The sequence below is a fragment of the Streptomyces sp. NBC_01298 genome, from assembly GCF_035978755.1.
Classification (GTDB): Bacteria; Actinomycetota; Actinomycetes; order Streptomycetales; family Streptomycetaceae; genus Streptomyces.
In genome coordinates this window covers 1184219-1203637 of record NZ_CP108414.1, presented here as the reverse complement: position 1 = coordinate 1203637, position 19419 = coordinate 1184219, and the positions used below count along the sequence as shown (strand labels likewise).

Here is a 19419-nt window from a genome sequence, read left to right as displayed (position 1 = left end):
GTCTGTGAGTGGGTGCGGTTCTCCGTGTACGGGCGGCCCGTACACGGGGCTCAGGGGGTGATGCGGCGCAGCCGGATCAGCCGGCTCGCGTAGTCCCCGGCGGGCAGCGAGAGTTCGATGCCGCGGTGGACCAGGACGGCGCCGCTGTGCACCTGGTCCCGGTCCGGGTCCAGGTAGTGGGCGCCGGGGTCGAGTGCGGGCAGCTTGAGGGGCGCGGGCCGGTGCCCGAAGCGGGTCGTGGGCCGCCAGGCGAGCACGGCGTGCTCCCCGCCGTCCCCGGCGGCGTAGTGGACGGCCGTCACCCCGTCCCCGCCCTTGACGCGGTGCTGGATCCCGTACTGGACCAGGGGGCGGATGAGCTTGTACTGGGCCACGAGCGCGGCGGCCTCGTCGAGTTCCTCGGCGGACCAGCCCGTCAGGTCCCCGCCCAGGCCGAGCGCACCGGACATGGCGACGTGGAAGCGGAAGCGCAGCGGAGTGCTCCGGCCGGTGGCCGGGTTGGGGCTGTCGGTGACCCATGCGGCCATGGTCCGGGCCGGAAAGAGCTGGCTGAAGCCGTCCTGGATCGCGATCCGGTCGACGGGGTCGGTGTTGTCGGAGGTCCACGCCTGGTCGGTGCGGGCCAGGATGCCCAGGTCGGCGCGCCCGCCCCCGCCCGCGCAGGCCTCGATGCGCAGGCCGGGGTGGCGGGCGCGCAGCCGGTCCATGACGCGGTAGACGGCCCGGGTGTGGTCGATCCAGAGCCGGTCGGGATCGGGGTTCCCCTCCCAGCCGGCCTCGGTGAAGGCGCGGTTGGCGTCCCACTTGAGCCAGTCCACCCGGTGGTCGCGTACGAGGCGGTCCAGGGTCCGGTGGGCCCAGGCCTCGACCTCGGGCCGGGCGAAGTTCAGCACCAGCTGATGGCGCAGCTCGGTCGCCTCCCGGGTGGGGGAGTGGAGAACCCAGTCCGGATGGGCGCGGTACAACTCGCTGTCCCGGTTGACCATTTCGGGTTCCACCCACAGGCCGAAGGCCATGCCCAGGCGGTGGACCTCGTCGGCGAGGGGGCGTAGCCCGTCGGGGAAGGCGTCGGGGCGCGGGGTCCAGTCGCCCAGCCCGGCCCGGTCGTCGCGCCGTGCGCCGAACCAGCCGTCGTCCAGGACGAACAGCTCGGCGCCGAGTCCGGCGGCCAGCCGGGCCAGCTTGATCTGGCCGGCCTGCTCGACGTCGAAGCCCGTGGCCTCCCAGGAGTTGTAGAGCACGGGCCGCTCCCGTCCGGGTTCCGGCAGCACGTGGTCCGCGACGTAGCCGTGCCAGGCCCGGCTGGCCGCGCCGAAGCCGCGCGGGGTGTAGAGCCCGGCGAACACGGGGGTGCGCAGGCCGGTCCCCGGTCGCAGGGTCCAGCGCAGTCCCTCGTGGCCGAACCCTCCCGTCCAAGTGGTGCGGCCCACCGCGTCGCGGTGCAGGGTGATGCGCCAACTGCCGCTCCAGGCCAGGGCGGTGCTCCACACCTCGCCGTGCTCCTCGGAGGCCGTGCCGTCGTCGAGGGCGAGCCAGGGACTGGCGTGGTGGCCGGTGAGCCCGCGGCGGCTGGTCAGGACGGTCTCGGTGACCGGGAGCCGGTCGCGGTGCAGCTGGAACTCGCTGTTCCAGCCGCCGGTGAGGTGGCTGAGCCGGTAGTCGGCGAGGGCCGGGGCCGTCCAGGAGGCGGAGTCCAGCCGTTCGACGGTGACAGGACCGGCCTCGGCGCCGGCCTCGGCTCCGGCTCCGGCCTCGGCTCCGGCCTCGGCTTCGACCCCGGTCCCGGCCTCGGCTCCGGTGTGCGCGAGCTCCACCCACCGCTCGACGACGTCACTGCCCGGCCGGACGCGGTAACAGAGCTCCGCGCGTAGGGGGTAGCGGCGGTCGTTGAGGAACAGCCGCAACTCGCCGCCGTCGACGCGGTGTCCGGCGAACTCCCACTGGGCCCCGCTGGTTCCGTCGGCGAACCGGACCTGGAGACCGGCCGGACCGAACCGCGCCCCGGTCTGCGGAGCCAGTTCGTCCGCCGCGGCCCCGGCCTCGAAGCTGCTCGCGGCGGGGGAGGCGGCCTCCGGCAGCAGGGCCAGGGCGGCCGTGTCGAGCGGCGCGCCCCAGTAGAGGTGTCGCGGGCTGCCGTCCGGGCCGGTGCGCAGCGCGTACACGCTGTTCGGCGTGCGGAGCACGGCGAGGCCGGAGCCGGAGTCGAAGGTGACGAGCGGGAGCGCGGCAGGCACGAAGGGGTCCCCTGAGGTCGAAGGCCCGTGTACGGGCAGAGAGTTGGCCAGAGGCTAGGTCGGACCCGGGGTTGAAATCAATACTGGACGAAGTTATTTATTTGCTCTACGTTGCACCCGTGTTTCGAAACCAACAGCTGCCCCTGGTCTCCGCACCGGCCGAAACGGCGGTCCTCGCCCTGCTCCTGGCCGAGGGTCCCCTCAGCCGGGTGGAGCTCGCGCGCCGGACCGGGCTCTCCTCGACGGCCATCACCAAGGCCGCGAGGCCGCTCATCGACGACGGGTACCTGTACGAACTCCCGCCGGAGCGCACCGCTCCCGGGGCCGGCCGACCGGTCAACCCGTTGGCGGTCACCCCGGACCGGGAGTTCTTCGTCGGAGTGAAGATCAGTGACGACCGGCTGTTCGGCGTGGTGTGCGACCTGCGGGCCCGGGTCCGGGCCACGGCCGAACGAACCATCGGCAGTCACGAACCCTCCTCCATCGCAGGCTTGTTGACCGAACTGGTCGACGAACTGCTGGACGCGGAGCCCGCGTTCCGCGACCGCACCCGGCACCTCGGCATCGCGGTCTCGGGGGACGTGGACCGCGGCGGCGGCCGGGTCCGCTTCTCGGGCCGCCTCGGCTGGCGCGACGTACCGCTCGCGGAGATCGTCGCCGGTACCACCGGTCTGACGGTCACCGTCGAGAACGACGTCAAGGCGCTGACCATCGCCGAGCACTGGTTCGGGGAGGGGGTCGGCACCGGCTACTTCGCGCTGGTCACGATCGGCGCGGGGATCGGCTCCGCGCTCGTGGTCAACGGGCAACTGGTCACCGGCGCCTACGGCGTGGCCGGGGAACTGGGGCACGTCTGCGTGGACCCGGCCGGCCCGCGCTGCCGCTGCGGCGCGGTCGGCTGCGTCGAGGCCATCGCCTCGACCGGAGCGATCCTCGAAGCGGTCCGCCGCGGGACCGGGGTGCCCGACCTCGCCTTCGACCGCGCCGTGGAACTGGCCCGCGACGGGGACCCCGTGGCACGGGGCGCCTTCGCCCGGGCTGGCCGCGCGATCGGCGTCGGCATCGCCACCCTGGTCAACCTCGTGGGCCCGGAACGCGTCGTGGTCAGCGGCGAGGGAGCGGGCACCTACGACCTGTTCGGACAGCACATCAAGGACGCCTACGCGGCCCACGCCTTCGGGGCCGCGGTCAAATGCCCCCTGTCCCTGCGCCCGCTCCCCTGGGAGGAGTGGGCCCGTGGAGCAGCCGCGGTGGCGGTCCAGGCACTGTTCCCGCCGAGCACGGCCGCGGCGGCGCTCCCGTAACCGCACCAACCGAGCACCACTGGTACCTCACCGAGCACCACTGGTACCTCACCCGGCCCACCCGGCCGGTGCCCCTCACTGCCGGCAAGCACTGATGGAGGGCACCGACCGCGCCGGACACACCCACATCCCGCCTACCCTCACGGAAGGATGCGACATGAGCGCGCACAGAACCGAGCTTAGCCGACGGCGTTTTCTCGGCGGATCACTGCTGATCGCCGCGGGAGCGGTGGTGACCACCGCCTGCTCCACCGACCCGAACGCGGGTGCCGCCTCCGGGGCGAAGACCACCCTGAACGTCTGGTACCACGCGTACGGCGAGGCCGGCACGCAGCAGGCCGCGCTGCGCTACGCGACCGCCTTCACCAAGGCGCACCCGGACATAGCCGTCAAGGTCACCTGGGTCCCGGGCGACTACTCCGGCAAGCTCAACGCGACCCTGCTCACCGACGCGGCCCCGGACGTCTTCGAGATCGGCGACTTCAGCGAAAGCCTGGCCCGCCGGGGCCAGATCGCCGCCCTCGACGAGCTCTACGGCGGTGAGCGGTCGGACTTCAACGACAACGCCGTCGCCGGCGTGGGCGTCGACGGCAAGCTCTACGGCGTCAAGATGATCGACGACGTCATGATGCTGTACTTCCGCAAGAGCGTGCTGGCCAAGGCCGGCATCACCCCGCCCACCACCTTCGACGAACTGGCCGCGGCGGCCAAGGCCCTCACCACCAAGTCCGGCAAGGGCCTGTTCCTCGGCAACGACGGCCTGGGCGACAGCCCGATCCTCGCCGTCCGCTCGAACGGCGGCGACCTGGTGACCGACGGCAAGGTGGCCTTCGGCTCCCCGCAGGCGCTGGAGGCCTTGAATGGCCTGCGGCGTCTGCACGAGGACAAGTCCCTGCTCCTCGGATTCACCACCGACTGGTGGGACCCGTCCGCCCTCACCCAGAACGTCGTCCCCATGCAGTGGTGCGGCCTGTGGGCGATGCCGGCCGTCAAGACCGCCCTCGGCGAGGACTTCGGCGTCCTGCCGTGGCCCGCCTTCAAGGCCGGCGGCACCCCCGTCGTGCGCGTCGGCGGGTGGACCAGCTGCGTGAACGCCAAGAGCAAGAACGCCGACGCCGCGAAGACGTTCGTCCAGTGGCTGTGGATCCGGCAGGCGGACCTGCAGAAGGACTGGGCCGAGAGCTACGGGTTCCACGTACCGCCCCGCAAGTCCGTGGCGGCCGGGGCCGCGAAGCTCACCGACGGAGCCGCCAAGGAGGCCGTGGAACTGGCCGCCACGTACGGCAAGTCCAACCCGGGCACCTGGGACACCGCCGTCAGCTCCGCCTTCACGGGAGCCGCCGCGAAGATCGTCGGCGGGCAGGGGGTCCCCGCGGAGGTCTTGGCGGACGCGGTGAAGCAGGCCCAGGCCGCCATCGACAAGCAGCGCGGCTGATGCTCTCCGCACCGCAGACCACACGGCGGTCCGGGCGGCCGGGACCGCCCGGACCGTCCGGGCGGTCCACCGCGGGGGCGGCCCGCGCCGGCCGCTCGGGCACGGGCCGCTCGGGCACGGGCCGCCCGGGCGCGGGCCGCTCCGGCGCGGGCCGCTCCGGCCGGATCGCCTTCGCGCTGCTCACCGCTCCGATCCTGATCGGCCTCGGCGTCTTCAAGTACGTCGCCATCGGCTGGAGCTTCCTGCTCAGCCTGAGCGACGCGCGCGGCACCATCGCTCCCACCCGCTGGGTGGGGCTGGACAACTACCGGGCCCTGCTCTCCGACGGGACCTTCCGCGGCTCCCTGACCCAGATCCTCTGGTTCACCGCCTTCATCGTGCCGGTCACCTTCGCCGCCTCCCTCGGGCTCGCCCTGCTGGTGCACCGGATCCGGCGGGGGCGTGCGGTACTGCGCACCGTCTTCCTCATCCCGGCGGCCGTGTCCTACGTGGCCGCCTCGCTCCTGTGGAAGATGTGCCTGTTCAACGGGCTCCCGGGCGGCATCGCCAACACCCTCGGCGGCTGGTTCGGCATGGAACCCGTCCCCTGGCTGCAGACCACCACCCCGCCGCTGTACTGGATCGTCCTGGTCACCCTGCGCCTCTGGCTCCAGGTCGGCTTCTACATGGTGCTCTTCCTGGCCGGCCTCCAGAGCATCCCCAAGGAGCTCTACGAGGCCGCGGCACTGGACGGCGCGACCGGCCTGCGGCTGCTGCGCCGGATCACGCTGCCGATGCTGCGCGGCACCTCCGTCGCGGTGCTGATGCTCCTCTTCATCGCCGCCTTCCAGGCCTTCGACGAGTTCTACAACCTCTTCAACAGCGGGCTCTCCGGCACCGGCGGCGCCCCCGTCCAGACCCCGCTGGGCTACCTCTACAACACCGCGATGGGAAGCCAGGACTACGGAATGGGATCGGCCGGAGCCTTCGTACTCACCGCGCTCATCGTCGGAGTGACCCTGATCCAGGGGCGCTTCACCGGATTCGGCAGGAGCGAGGGGTGAGCCGCCCGTGAAGACCGCGGCGAGACTGTCCGCAGCGCTGGGCCTCGGCGCGCGCGGACTGCTGGTGGGCCTGCTGACGACGGCCTTCCTGACGCCCTTCTACCTGATGCTGCGCGGCTCCCTGATGGACGCCCGGGGCATCACGTCGCCGCACTGGACCTGGTGGCCGTCAACGGCGCACTTCGAGAACTTCACCGCGCTCTTCGACGACCCGACCCTGTCCATGGGCCGGGCGCTCGGGAACTCCACCGTGATCGCCCTCATCACGGCCCCCGTCTCCACCCTCCTGGCCTCCGCCGCCGGCTACGCCTTCGCCCGGATCCCGGTACGGGGACGCGGTGTCCTCCTGGCCCTGGTGGTCGCCACCCTGATGATTCCCGGCTCGGTGACCTTCGTGCCGACCTTCGTGGTGGTCGGCTCCCTCGGCGGGGTGAACACGCTGTGGGGCATCATCGCGCCCGGCCTGTTCAACCCCTTCGCCGTCCTGCTGTTCCGCAACTTCTACCTCCAGTTCCCGGCCGAGATCGAAGAGGCCGGACGACTGGACGGGCTCGGCTGGTTCGGCCTCTACCGCCGGATCGCCCTGCCCAACTCGGGCGCGATGCTCGCCTCGCTGGGCGCACTGGCGTTCATCGACAGCTGGAACTCCTTCCTGTGGCCCCTGGTCATCGGACAGGACCCGTCGGCCTGGACGGCGCAGATCGCCCTGTCGACGTTCCTCACCTCGCAGACCATCAACCTGCCCGGCCTGTTCGCCGGAGCCGTCGTGACGATCGTCCCCCTGGTCGTCATGTTCCTGGTCGCCCAGCGCTACATCGTGGCGGGCATCGCCACCAGCGGCCTCAAGGGCTAGACGGCAAGGGCACGGCACGGAGCGCGACGGCACCACGGCACCACGGCGCCACAGCACAGGGCTCCACCGCACAGAGACCACGGCACGGCACGGTACATCCTCCCTCTCCGAAGGATCCAACGTGACAGGCACACCACTGCTCCGACGCGCGGCCTCGGCACTCGCCGTGCTGTCCGCGCTGCTCCTCGCCACCACCACCGCGGCCGGTGCGACGGCCGCCGTTCCCGCCGCGGCCGGCGCCCCGGCCGCGCCCGAGGTCCTGACCGGCCCCGAGCTGGCCGCCTCGTGGACCGCGCCGCTCAGCACCCGGGGCCGCTGGATCGTCGACGCCGCGGGTAACCGCTTCAAGCTCAGAGCGGGCAACTGGGCCGGAGCTCAAGGGACATGGACCGGCAGCGGGGACATCAACGATCCCGCCAGCCACATGCACGGGATATCGGCCCACGACATGCCCCTGGGCCTGGACCGGGCACCGGTGGCCGCCATCCTGGCCGACTTCCACGGCCTGGGCCTCAACAGCATCCGGCTGCCGTTCTCCAACGCGCTCGTCCACGACACCAAGCCCGTCCCGGACGCGGCGGTCGCCGCCAACCCGCAGCTGAAGGGCAAGACTCCGCTGCAGGTGCTCGACGCCGTCATCGCGGCGCTCACCGCCGACGGGTTCGCGGTCATCCTCAACAACCACACCACCACCTCCCGCTTCTGCTGCGGACTGGACGGCAACGAGCGCTGGAACAGCAGCCAGAGCACCCAGCAGTGGGTGGACGACTGGGTGTTCATGGTGAACCGCTACAAGGCGGACAAGCGGGTGGTGGGGGCCGACCTGCGCAACGAGGTGCGCCGCGACACCTGGGACGACCCCAACTGGGGCTGGTACGACAGCCACGACGCCTACGCCGCCTTCGAGGAGGCCGGGAACCGGATCCTGCGGGCGGCGCCCGACATGCTGGTCGTCATGGAGGGCATCAACTGGTACGGAATCCCGCTCGCCGGCCTTCCGCACGGGCGGCCCATGCTGACGCCGGTGGCCAACCTCTCCCACACGCTGATCACCTCGGGCAAGCTCGTCTACGCCGCCCACTTCTACGGCTACACCGGACCGGCCAACACCGGAGCCGGTAGCGGCCCCGGCTCCACGAACGACCCCCGCTACCAGGACTTCACCCCCGAGCAGCTCGCCCAAGTGGTGAACTCCCAGGCGCTGTTCGTCACCCAGGAGGGGCAGCACTTCACCGCCCCGGTATGGATCAGCGAGTTCGGCGCCGGCGGCCGCGGCTCCAACGACGCCAAGGAACAGGCCTGGCTGCACCGCTTCACCGACATCCTCGTGGCCAACGACACCGACTTCGCGATCTGGCCGCTCGTCGGCTGGACCGGCGCCGACGGCGCCCCGATGGACAACTGGGCCTTGCTCTCCTACGCCGCGAACGGTGCCCGCCAGGGCATCGGGGACGGCGGGGACTGGCGCGCGGACGACTGGAACCGGCTGGTCTCCACCCCCGGCCGCACCGGTCCGGTCGCCCAGGTCGACCACTGGAACATGCTCGACCTCGACCACGCCGACTACGACGTCTCCGCGACCATGCTCGCCAAGCCCGACTGGTCCCCGGGCAACCGCAAGGGCAACTGCCCCGACTCCCAGCGGCTGACCGGCCTCGGCCGCAGCAGCAGCCGGGGCCTGTGCACCGACGCGGGCGGCCCGGCGAAGGCCACCGGATCCTGGACCGTCGTCACGGACGAGCGGTACGTCACCGCAGGCGACTGGGCGGCCGGATACAACAAGCTCCAGTGCCCCGCGCAGACCTTCGCCGTCGGCTACGCCGTCCGTGGCAACGCCATGTCGGCGCTGCTGTGCGCCCCCGCCGCCGCGAGCCTGCCCGCCACCGGCCGCACCCTCTGGTTCGACCGCGGGGACAACCGCCCCGCCACTGGCGGCTCGAACGCCAGCGACTGGGCACCCGGCAACTACAAGGGCCAGTGCGCCGACACCGAGTACCTCGCGGGCGTCGCCTACACCTGGAAGTGGAACCACGGCGGGGTCCCCGACGCCCTGCTGTGCCGCCCGCTGAAGTAATCCGCCCCCTTCCCCTCCCCTCCACCTTCCCTTCTCCCTTCCCCAGGAGCGCACGGCATGCCCCGACTGGAGATCGCCGCAGACGGCTTCCGTCTCGACGACCGGCCGTTCCGCATCGTCTCCGGTGCACTGCACTACTTCCGCGTCCATCCGGAGCAATGGGCCGACCGGCTCCACAAGGCCCGGCTGCTGGGGCTCAACACGGTCGAGACCTACGTCCCGTGGAACCTCCACGCCCCGCGGCGCGGGGAGTTCCGCCTCGACGGAGGCCTCGACCTGCCCCGCTTCCTCGACCTCGCCGCTGCCGAGGGCCTGTACGTCCTGCTGCGCCCGGGCCCGTACATCTGCGCGGAATGGGAGGGCGGCGGCCTGCCCCCGTGGCTCCTCGCCGAGGAGGGCATCGCGCTGCGCAGCAGCGACCCGCGCTTCCTGCGGGCCGTGGACGAGTACCTCGGCGCGCTCCTGGCGCCCCTGCTGTCCCGGCTGGGCGGCCGGGGCGGCCCGGTGCTCGCCGTCCAGCTCGAAAACGAGTACGGGGCCTACGGGCAGGACACCGGATACCTCGCCGAACTGGCCGGGCTGCTGCGCCGGCACGGTGTGGACGTGCCCCTGTTCACCTGCGACCAGCCCGCGGACCTCGCCCGCGGCAGCCTGGAAGGAGTGCTGAGCACCGTCAACTTCGGCAGCAAGGTGGAGGCCGGGCTCGCGCAGCTGCGCGCCCACCGGCCCGAAGGGCCCCTGATGTGCTCGGAGTTCTGGATCGGCTGGTTCGACCACTGGGGCGGGCCCCATGCGGTGCGCGCCGCCGAGGACGCCGCGGCCGACCTGGACCGGCTGCTCGCGGCCGGAGCCTCCGTGAATATCTACATGTTCCACGGCGGAACGAACTTCGGCTTCACCAACGGCGCGAACGACAAGGGAACGTACCGGCCCACGGTCACCTCGTACGACTACGACGCGCTCCTGGACGAGGCCGGCGATCCCACGGCCAAGTACACCGCCTTCCGGGAGGTCCTCGCGAAGCACGGCCCCGTCCCCGACGCTCCGGTGCCCGCACCCGGCCCGAAGCTGGCGCACGGACCCGTCGAACTGACCGACTGCGCACCTCTGTTGGAGTACGCCGACCTCCTCGGCCGACCGGTCGAGGGCGACCGGCCGCTCACGATGGAGGAACTCGGACAGGGCTACGGTTTCGTCCTGTACGAGACCCCGCTGACGGCCGGCGGCCCGGCCGTCCTGTACGCCGAGGACGTCCGCGACCGGGCGCAGGTCTTCGTGGACGGACAGCCCGTCGGCGTACTCGAACGCGAGGGCCACGAGCACGCCCTCGCCTTCACCGTCCCCCGTCCGGGCGCCCGGCTGTCCGTACTCGTCGAGAACCAGGGGAGGGTCAACTACGGGCCGGGCATCCACGACCGCAAGGGACTGGCCGGCCGCGTCCTCGTCAACGGCCGGGCCCCGGACCGATGGACCAGCCGGGCTCTCCCCCTGGACGATCCCGCCGGCTTCGCGGGGATGGCCTTCCGCGCCTTCGACCCGGACGCGCCGCCGGTGGGCCCCGCCTTCCACCGCGGGTACGCCGATGTGGAGGAGCCGGCCGATAGCTTCCTCGCCCTGCCCGGCTGGACCAAGGGCTGCGTCTGGATCAACGGCTTCGCCCTGGGCCGGTATTGGTCCCGCGGCGCCCAGGCCACCCTGTACGTCCCCGCCCCGGTGCTCCGGGCGGGGCGCAACGAGATCACCCTCCTCGAACTGCATGCCTCGGCCACCCGCGCCGTGGAGCTGCGCGACCGTCCCGACCTGGGCGGGTCCGAGTACTGACCCGCCCAGGTACGGCCTGCCGAGCGGCTACCAGAGGACGGGGAGCCGCTCGGGGAGGCGCTTCATGAACCGGGTGCGCCAGACGAGCTGGTCGACCGGCACGGCGAGCTGGAGGCGGGGCATCTTCTCCAGGAGCACCTCGATGGCGATCTCGGCGTGCCGCTTGCCGAGCGCGGTGGCGGGGCAGTAGTGCTGCCCGCCGCCGAAGGAGAGGTGGGTGGCCGCGTTCTCCCGGTCGATGTCGACGACGTGGGGGTCGCTGAACACGGCCGGGTCGGTGTTGGCGGCCTCGACCAGGACGAGGAGGAGCTCCCCCTTCTTCACCTCGACGTCCCCGAGGGTGAGGTCTTCGAGGGCGAGACGGGGCAGGCCGTCGGCGATCGACAGGTTGACCCGCAGGAGTTCGTCCACTGCGCCGGGGATCTTCTCCGGCGACTTCCGCAACTGCTCCCACACGTCCGGGTTCTGGAGCAGGGAGAAGACCGCCATCGTCAGGAAGCCCATGGTGGAGATGACCCCGGCACCGAACAGGGTGACCCCGACCGTGGCGAGCATCTCGTCGGTGAGGTGGGCGTACTGGGGGTCCGTGCGCAGGGCCGCCAGCTCGGAGACGAGCCCGGTGGTGGTGGGGTCGTCCAGGCGCTCGACCATATAGGCCATGTCCCGGTCCCAGTTGAGCTTGGCACCGGTGACGGGGCAGGCCGAGTTCATGAACGCGATGTCGAGGCTGGACGCCAGGCGCGGGGCGTCGGCCTGCGGTATGCCGAGGATGCGGCAGTGCAGGTTCTCGGCGTACGGGTTGGTGAACTGGCTGCGCAGGTCGACCGGGGCCCCGTGGGTGAGGAGGCCGTCGACGAGGGTGGAGGCCTCGGCGCGCATCCAGTCGGTGAGGCCGTCGGTCTTGGGGTTGATCGCCTTGAGGACGGCCTTGCGCAGACCGGCCCCGGTGATGTTGCCCATGTTGTTGACGACCTCGGGCGGGATCGTCAGCGCGTACTGGCGGGGCACCCCGGGGGCCGAGGTGTCCTTCAGGCTGAACCTGGGGTCTTCCAGGACCTGCTTGCACAGCTCGTAGGAGGAGACGAGCCAGGCTTCGTCACCGGCGATCGTGCGGACCCGCTTGACCGGCTCGTCGCGCAACTCCTCGACCTCGGGGGGCAGCTGGTCGCCGCGCGCGGAGAACGGGAAGTCGAGAAGGGTCTCAGTGGACATCGGGTGCTCCTTCGGCGGGGGTGATGACGGCGTGTCCCTGGTTGCGCGAGGCGCGCAGACCGGAGCCGCGTGAGTAGAGCAGTTCCGCCATCGGCAGGAGCTGGTGGTAGCAGTTGAGGGAGGACGGAACCCCGAGGATCGCGGGGGTGTCCAGGAAGAGCGGCGCCTCGGCGCAGACGTACTCCAGGCAGACTTCGCGCTGCCGGGTGGTGGCGGTCTTGCCGCCCAGCACCTTGGAGGAGAGGAAGGAATCGACCAGGGAATTGCAGGTCCTGCGGAACTCCGGGTCGGTGTCGAGCAGGTTGTACAGGTGGGCGTGGAGCGCGCGGTACGCGGGAATGTCCGTGAGGGCCGACATGGGCCGCGCACGCAGACGCTCGCCGCTGGGGTCGGCCTCCGCCGCGGCGTTGTTGACCTTGGCGCGGACGCCCCGCAGGTTCTTGACCGCCTTGCGCCGGGCTTCGTCGGCGTCGTAGCCGAGCGCCTCGTACATCTCGGCCACGTGCAGGTCGGTGTAGATGAGATCGACCTGCGCGAAATGACGCATGCCCCACTGGGCGAGGTCGAGAACGCGCTGGGCGGAGAAGTAGCTGTTTCCGGGTGAGATGCCGATCACGGCGTGATCGCCTTCGGCATTGATTACCTGGCAGTGGGGGGTGTACGGCCGGACTGTGAAGACTTCGGTCAATGTCGTCAACAGGTGTCGGGTCCTTCGCGCCGCAAGTCCCATGGGGCCCTGTGCCCTGGTGTGGCGGCGACGTGACGGAAAGGTACCGGACGTGCGCGCACCGTCCTACTCCTTCCGGCCAGTAACTCACCTGCTGGACAGCACGGTTGCCCGGGGCTACGAGCAGGTGGCGGGCCTGCGGCCCCTGGAAGAGCGCTCGCCGCCCCGGGGCCGCGGCGCCTGCGGGAGGTCACCTGCCGCTCGGAGGTGACCCCCGAGAGTGACCGGTTACCGCCCTTCGGGATGGTGCAGGCGCCGCCAGTGGCCCGCCAGGTCGCCGACGGCACTGGTGACGGAGTCGAGGGCCATCGTCGTGCGGGAGTCCTGGTCGTAGCGGCCCCATCGCGGCATGGCGCCGTGGTGGGGAACGCCCGTGCGGATGAAGGAGATCCAGGCCGCGTGCATCGTCGAGGCGAGCCCGTCGCGGACCCTGGGGTTCAGCCCCGCCAGGAACGGCGCCTGCGACCACTTGTCGAAGTTGTCGAAGGCGAAGGGCAGTTCCAGGCAGTGCGCGGCCGCGAGCCGGCCGCCGTGCGCGGGCGTCGGCAGGTTGAACTGGTACGCCCAGACGGGACGTCCGCGGGCCGCCCGCCGTTCGGCCAGTTCGACGGCGGGCATGCGGAACAGATCGTCGGTGATCAGATCCATCAGTACGTCCACGGGGCGGGCGCCCGGCCGGGCCTCCTCGTAGGCGGTGTAGGCCTGTTCGGCGCGGGCCCCGAAGGTGTCCCGTGCCCGGGCGACCACCTGCTCCCTGGTCGCGGCGGCGTACGGCTCGCTCAGCCCGAAGGCGAAGTTGGCCTCCTCCCTGGTCCAGCCGATCAGGACGTCGATGTCCGCCCCGGCTCCGCCGAGCAGCAGCTCGCCGGGGTCGCGGTCCAGGGTGATGTCGTCGAGCACCGGCAGGAACGGGGTCGACCAGTAGCCCCACCGTCCGGTGCGCCCGAACATCTCGAAGGTGGCGGCGATCAGGCGCTGCCAGGGCGCGGCCCGCAGTTCCGTCACGTTCGCGGCCCCCAGGATGTCCAGGAAGGCGGCGGTGCGCTCCAGGGATTCGGCCCGGGTGGGGATCTTCAGCCCGAGCGGGGGGCTCTGCAGGATGGCGCGCCGGAACGGCGGGCGACCCGGTCGTCCGGCGCCGCGGGCGCCGGCCAGCGCCGCGACCGACAGCGCGCCGCCCGACTGGCCGGCGAGGGTGATGTCGTCGGGGTCGCCGCCGAACGAGGCGATGTTCTCGCGTACCCAGCGCAGGGCGGCGAGCTGGTCGGTGAGCCAGAAGTTCCCGCCGGCGCCGTCCTCGCCGAAGTAGAGGTAACCAAGCGGTCCGAGGCGGTAGTTGACGGTCACGACGACGAGGTCGCCGTCGCGCGCGAAGGTCTCGCCGGAGTAGTTCGGCATCGAGCCGGATCCGGAGATGAAGCCGCCGCCGTGGATCCACACCAGGACCGGCCGTTTGGCGTCGTCGGTTGCGGGAGTCCAGACGTTGAGCGTGAGGCAGTCCTCGCCGAAGGGCGGCGAGCCGTGGGTGCCGAGCACCTGGTCGCCGCCCTCCCGGTAGGGCTGCGGGGCGCTCGGGCCGAAGGCGGTCGCGTCGTGCGTGCCCTGCCAGCCGGGGTGGGGCCGGGCCGCCCGCCAGCGGAGTGCGCCGACCGGCGGCGCCGCGTAGGGCACGCCCTTGAACACGGCGAGCCCCCCTTCGGCGCTCCCGAGCAGCCGGCCCGAGGGCAGGACCACGACGGGTGGGGGCTGGGTGGACGGGGTCGTGCGCGGGGCGGCCTGGGCCGCGTGCCCGCCCGCCACCCCGGAGAGCAGTGCGGCGCCCGTCAACGCCCCGCTGTTCTTGAGGACTTTGCGCCGTGAGGGATCGTCGGTCATGGTGCTTCACTCCCTGACTGATCGTGTGCCCGTCGCCGGAATTGCTATAGCGGCAATTTGACGAGGGTCAGTATTGCTCGATGCACGGTGTACGGGTCAAGGGGTGGCGGGCAGCTGTCGTCACATATCTCGCGCAGTCTTGACGAGCGTCACAAATGCGCGATAGACACGTGTCACTTCGACCGGAGGCCGGGCCGTCCCCGAGCCCCGGACCCTCTGTGCCGGATCCTCTGCGCCTGGGACTCCCCAAGGCGACCCTCATCAGCAACATCCGCCCCGTCAGGGCTGGTTGACTACGTACGGAGTTCCCATGGCAGGTCGTATTCGTCCCGTTGGTCTGGTCGCCGCATCGACGGCGCTCCTGCTGGCCACGGCATGTGGTGGTGCGAGCCTCGGGACCGGCGAGGACGAGCGGAGCGGGCCCGTGAAGATCGGGCTCCTCGTCCCGCGGTCGGGGACCTACAAGGCGCTGGGCGACGACATGAAGCAGGGCTTCGAGCTCTACGTCGCGCGGCACGGCGGCAAGCTCGGCGGCCGCGAGGTGGAGATCGTGGTCGCGGACGAGGGGGAGACGGCCGACTCGGGCAAGGCCGCGGCCGAGAAGCTGGTCAAGCAGGACCGGGTGATCGCGGTCAGCGGAGTGGTCAGCTCGGCCACCATCAACGGGGTCAAGGACCTCTTCGAGACCGGCAAGGTCCCGCTCGTCGGCTCGAACGCCTCGCCCACGACACTGACCGGGACCGAGTACATCTGGCGCACCTCGTACGTCAACGACGAGCCGGGCAAGGCGCTCGGCACGTACGTGGCCGAACGGGCGGGCGGCCCCGTCTTCCTGATCGCCGCGGGATACCAGGCGGGCAAGGACGAGGTGGAGGGCTTCAAGTCCACCTTCCTCCCGGCGGGCGGCAAGGTGGCGGGGCGGGAGGTCTACACGCCGTTCCCGGGGACCAAGAACTTCCAGCCGTACCTCGCGCAGATCGAGAAGTCCGGTGCGAGGGCCGTCTTCTGCTTCTACGCCGGCGGTGCGGCCGTCGACTTCGTCAAGCAGTACCGGGACTTCGGACTGGCAGACAAGATCCCGCTCTACGCGCCCGGGTTCCTCACCGAGGGCGGCGTGCTCAAGGGGCAGGGAGACGCGGCCGACGGCATCCTCACGGCACTCAACTACAGCGCCGACCTGGACAATGCCGCCAACAAGGAGTTCGCACCGGCCTACACGGCCGCCTACGGTTCGGCCCCGACCACCTACGCGATGGCGTCATGGGACGCGGCGCAGGTCCTCGACAAAGCGGTCAAGGCAGCCGGTTCCACGGTGACTTCGGAGTCGGTCAACAAGGCCATCGCCCAGGTCGGGGACATCGACAGCCCGCGCGGCACCTGGCGGTTCAACGGCGGCGGTACCCCCGTCCAGCCCTGGTACCTGCGCGAGGTCAAGCAGGGCGCCAACACCGTGAGTTCCGAGCTCGTCAGACTGGGCGGCTGACATGGCGGCCGACATGTCCCGATGGCTGGACGGCAACTTCGTCAGCGTCGTCGACGGGGTCGCCTTCGGTCTGCTGCTCTTCACGATCGCGGTCGGACTCTCCCTGGTCTTCGGCATGATGGACGTGCTCAACCTCGCGCACGGCACCCTCTACCTCGCCGGGGCCTACGTCGCCTACGCCCTGTCCGACGGGACCGTGACGGGTCTCCTCCTCGCGCTGCTGGCGGGCGTCCTGGTGGGCACCGCGGGCGGGGCCGCGCTGACCTTCCTCACCCAGCCCCTGGCCCACCGCGGGCACCTGGACCAAGCCGTGCTGACGCTCGGCATCACCTTCATCGTGGCGGACCTCCTCGCCGCCGCCTTCGGCGGAGACGTCCTGCCCACCGACCCGCCCACGGCCCTGCGCGGGACGGTCGGCCTCCTCGGCCACTCCTACCCGGTCTACCGGCTGGTGTTCATCGCCGTCGCGGCCGGCCTCGCGCTCCTGGTGTACCTCGTCTTCGAGCGCAGCTCGCTCGGAGCCCTCGTCCGGGCCACCGTCGCCGACCGGGACATGGTCCGCGCACTCGGCGTCGACATCCGCAAAGTGCTCTACGGGGTCTTCGCGGCCGGCGCCGCCCTGGCGACGGCCGGCGGAGTCCTCGGGGCCCCCATCCTCGGCCCCGGGCCGGGCGTCGACGAGACCGTGCTCGTGCTCTCCCTCGTCGTCGTGGTCGTGGGAGGCCTCGGATCGGTGCGCGGCGCGCTCGCCGGAGCGCTCCTGATCGGCCAGGTGCAGACGCTCGGGGTGGCGCTGCTCCCGGAGTACGCCCCCTTCCTCCTCTTCGGCACCATGCTCCTCGTCCTCGTGGTCCGCCCGCAGGGCCTCGTAGCACCGGCGGTCCGCGCATGAGTCCCTCCGCAACCGCCGGCCCCGCAACCGCCCTCCCCGCCACCCGCCGGCTGCCGGCGGCCCTGGTCGCCCTCGCCCTCGCCCTGGCCCCCTTCGTGCTCGGCCCGTACGCCGTCGGCACCCTGTCGCGGATCCTGGTGTTCGCCCTCCTCGCGCTCAGCGTGAACCTCCTCACCGGCCTGACCGGTCTGCCGACCCTCGGCCAGTCCGCCTACTTCGGTGTCGGCGCCTACACGGCGGCGATCGTGGCGACGCGGATCACCGACATCGGACCGCTCCAACTCCTCGTCGCCGCGGGCGTCTCAGCCCTGGTGGCGGCCGGGACCGGCTGGCTCGCCGTACGAGCCCGGGGCGTGGTCTTCCTGATGCTCACGCTGGCCATCGGGGAGATCGTCTACAGCGCCGCCGTCAACTGGAAGTCCGTCACGAACGGCACCGACGGGATGTCGGGCATTCCTCCCGTCGTACCGCTGCCGGGCATGCCCGCCCTGGAACTCGACGGGCTGGTCTACTTCTACGTCCTGGCCGTGTTCCTGCCGCTCTTCGCGGCGCTCTCCCGCCTGGGCTCGACCTCGTTCGCCCTCGCCCTGCGCGGCATCCGCGACAACGAGCCCCGCATGCGGGCGATCGGCTACCCCACCCAGCGGTACGCCCTGGCCGTCTACAGCGGCGCCGGGGCGCTGGCCGGAGTCGCCGGGGCCCTGTGGGTCTCGGTCCAGCGGTTCGTCTCGCCCGGCGACGCGGGCTTCGAGATCGCCGCGCTGGCCCTGCTGGCCGTGGTCATCGGAGGGTCCGGCTCGATGTGGGGGGCCTGCGCCGGCGCCGCGCTGGTCTGGCTCACCCGCGACTACCTCGGCAACCTCGAAGCCATCGCGGGCCGCGGTCCGCTGCTGCTCGGACTGCTCTTCGTCATCGCCGTCTACGCGCTGCCCCGAGGGCTGGCCGGCGTACGGATCCCGCACAGGCTCACCCGGAAGAGGACGGCGTGACAGCTCACGATGTACTTCAACTGCGCCGGGTGTCCCGGCACTTCGGCTCCTTCCGGGCCTTGGACGAGGTCGATCTGACGGTGCGTCCGGGAGCCCGGCACGCGATCATCGGCCCGAACGGCGCGGGCAAGTCCACGCTCTTCGGCCTGATCTCCGGCACCCTGCGGACCACCGCCGGAACCATCCTCGTCGACGGACGGGACGTGACCCGGCTGCCCGTGCACCGCCGGGTCGGACTCGGGGTGGCGGCCACGTTCCAGCACTCCAGTCTCTTCCTGCGCGAGACGGTGCTGGAGAACGTACTGCTCGCGGTGAACCGAAGGCCCCACACCCGGTCCGGCTCCCGCGACGCGGCGATCGCGCGGGCGCGCGAACTGCTCGACCGGGTGGGTCTGCCCGCCCGGCACGACCTCATGGCCGCCGCCCTCTCGCACGGGGAGCGGCGCCAGCTGGAGGTCGCCGTGGCGCTCGGGACCGAACCCCGACTGCTCCTCCTGGACGAACCGGCCGCCGGCATGTCGCCGGCGGAGACGGCGCGGCTCACCGAACTGATCGCCGCCCTGCCCGGGGAGATCACCGTGCTCCTCATCGAACACGACCTCGACATGGTCTTCGAACTAGCCGACACGGTGACGGTCATGCACCTCGGCAGACACCTGAAGACCGGCTCCCCGGACGAGGTGCGCGCCTCCGCCGAGGTCCGGACCGCCTACCTGGGCACCAGCATGGAGGTCACCCCGTGAACCCGCTCTTCCGCATGCGCGGGCTGCGCTCCGGCTACGCCGGGGGCGTCGTCCTCGACGGTGTAGACCTGGACCTCGAGGAGGGCGGGACCCTCGCCCTCCTCGGCCGGAACGGGGTCGGGAAGACCACCCTCATCTCGACCGTGATGGGACTCCTCCGCCCCTACGGGGGCAGCGTCCTCCTCGACGGACGGGAACTGGCCGGAGCCCGTGTCGACGTCATCGCCCGGGCCGGCGTCGGGGTCGTTCCCCAGGGCCGCCGGGTGTTCGCCCCGCTGACCGTGGACGAACACCTGACGATCGCCACACGGCGCCCGGCGCCCGGCCCCTGGAACAGGGCCCGCGTCCTGGACCTGCTGCCACGGCTGGGCGAACGGCTCGGGCACCGGGGCGACCAGCTCTCCGGCGGGGAACAGCAGACGCTCGCGATCGCCCGGGCCCTCCTCGGCAATCCGCGCCTCCTGCTCCTCGACGAGCCCTCCGACGGCCTCGCCCCGGCGATCGTCTCCCAGGTGGGCGAGGTGATCCGCGAGGTGAGCGCGCAGGGCATGTCGGTGATCCTCGTCGAACAGAACCTGGGCCTCGCCCTCTCCGTCGCCCAGGCCGTGGCGGTCATGCGCAAGGGAGTCATCGTCCACCGGTCCACCGGCGCGGCATGCGCCTCCCACCCCGAGGACCTGCGCCGCCTGCTGGGCATCGACTGACCCCGCGGGCCCGGCAGGACCCGAAGGAGA

General features: G+C 71.7%; 15 protein-coding genes. 11 read left to right on the top strand and 4 right to left on the bottom strand.

Going from position 1 to position 19419, the window contains the following annotated elements:
- Window positions 1-50: 50 nt before the first annotated feature.
- On the bottom strand, window positions 51-2234 hold the full coding sequence (locus OG730_RS05510) for an alpha-galactosidase (protein ID WP_327303118.1): 2184 nt from the start codon (window positions 2232-2234) through the stop codon (window positions 51-53).
- Between the two features lie 119 nt (window positions 2235-2353).
- Here OG730_RS05510 and OG730_RS05505 point away from each other — a divergent pair, with 119 nt between their 5' ends.
- The 6 genes from OG730_RS05505 (at window position 2354) to OG730_RS05480 (ending at window position 10764) form a co-directional block, all read left to right on the top strand.
- Window positions 2354-3538, top strand: coding sequence for an ROK family protein (locus tag OG730_RS05505; RefSeq protein WP_327303117.1), 1185 nt, complete (start codon window positions 2354-2356; stop codon window positions 3536-3538).
- A 157-nt stretch (window positions 3539-3695) separates the two neighbouring features.
- Window positions 3696-4973 (top strand): ABC transporter substrate-binding protein, encoded by a 1278-nt coding sequence (locus OG730_RS05500; RefSeq protein WP_327303116.1) that lies wholly within the window; start codon window positions 3696-3698, stop codon window positions 4971-4973.
- Entirely contained in the window at window positions 4973-6016 is a 1044-nt protein-coding gene (locus OG730_RS05495; protein WP_327303115.1) for a carbohydrate ABC transporter permease, read from the top strand. Before OG730_RS05500 ends, OG730_RS05495 begins: the two co-directional genes overlap by 1 nt.
- 7 nt (window positions 6017-6023) lie before the next feature.
- Window positions 6024-6869, top strand: coding sequence for a carbohydrate ABC transporter permease (locus tag OG730_RS05490; protein ID WP_327303114.1), 846 nt, complete (start codon window positions 6024-6026; stop codon window positions 6867-6869).
- A gap of 121 nt (window positions 6870-6990) precedes the next feature.
- Window positions 6991-8943 carry a glycoside hydrolase family 5 protein gene (locus OG730_RS05485; protein WP_327303113.1) on the top strand — a complete coding sequence of 651 codons (1953 nt, stop codon included), beginning with the start codon at window positions 6991-6993 and terminating at the stop codon, window positions 8941-8943.
- Between the two features lie 57 nt (window positions 8944-9000).
- Window positions 9001-10764, top strand: coding sequence for a glycoside hydrolase family 35 protein (locus OG730_RS05480; RefSeq protein ID WP_327303112.1), 1764 nt, complete (start codon window positions 9001-9003; stop codon window positions 10762-10764).
- Window positions 10765-10791: 27 nt separating this feature from the next.
- On the opposite strand, the gene OG730_RS05475 is transcribed toward OG730_RS05480, so the two are convergent.
- The 3 genes from OG730_RS05475 to OG730_RS05465 form a co-directional block, all read right to left on the bottom strand.
- Window positions 10792-11976, bottom strand: a complete 1185-nt coding sequence (locus OG730_RS05475; protein WP_327303111.1) for a cytochrome P450 — start codon at window positions 11974-11976, stop codon at window positions 10792-10794.
- Window positions 11966-12706, bottom strand: a complete 741-nt coding sequence (locus OG730_RS05470) for a cyclodityrosine synthase (protein WP_327303110.1) — start codon at window positions 12704-12706, stop codon at window positions 11966-11968. Before OG730_RS05470 ends, OG730_RS05475 begins: the two co-directional genes overlap by 11 nt.
- Before the next feature lie 225 nt (window positions 12707-12931).
- Window positions 12932-14578 carry a carboxylesterase/lipase family protein gene (locus OG730_RS05465; protein WP_327303109.1) on the bottom strand — a complete coding sequence of 549 codons (1647 nt, stop codon included), beginning with the start codon at window positions 14576-14578 and terminating at the stop codon, window positions 12932-12934.
- A gap of 310 nt (window positions 14579-14888) precedes the next feature.
- Here OG730_RS05465 and OG730_RS05460 point away from each other — a divergent pair, with 310 nt between their 5' ends.
- From OG730_RS05460 to OG730_RS05440, 5 genes are read left to right on the top strand one after another with little or no spacing between them, the layout of a single operon-like run.
- Window positions 14889-16061, top strand: coding sequence for an ABC transporter substrate-binding protein (locus tag OG730_RS05460; protein WP_327303108.1), 1173 nt, complete (start codon window positions 14889-14891; stop codon window positions 16059-16061).
- 13 nt (window positions 16062-16074) lie between these two features.
- On the top strand, window positions 16075-16953 hold the full coding sequence (locus tag OG730_RS05455; protein ID WP_327303107.1) for a branched-chain amino acid ABC transporter permease: 879 nt from the start codon (window positions 16075-16077) through the stop codon (window positions 16951-16953).
- Window positions 16950-17942 carry a branched-chain amino acid ABC transporter permease gene (locus OG730_RS05450; RefSeq protein WP_327303106.1) on the top strand — a complete coding sequence of 331 codons (993 nt, stop codon included), beginning with the start codon at window positions 16950-16952 and terminating at the stop codon, window positions 17940-17942. The genes OG730_RS05455 and OG730_RS05450 overlap by 4 nt, the downstream gene beginning before the upstream one ends.
- Complete coding sequence (locus OG730_RS05445; protein WP_327303105.1) at window positions 17939-18685, top strand: ABC transporter ATP-binding protein; 747 nt, start codon at window positions 17939-17941, stop codon at window positions 18683-18685. The genes OG730_RS05450 and OG730_RS05445 overlap by 4 nt, the downstream gene beginning before the upstream one ends.
- Window positions 18682-19389, top strand: coding sequence for an ABC transporter ATP-binding protein (locus OG730_RS05440; RefSeq protein WP_327303104.1), 708 nt, complete (start codon window positions 18682-18684; stop codon window positions 19387-19389). Before OG730_RS05445 ends, OG730_RS05440 begins: the two co-directional genes overlap by 4 nt.
- Window positions 19390-19419 lie beyond the last annotated feature (30 nt).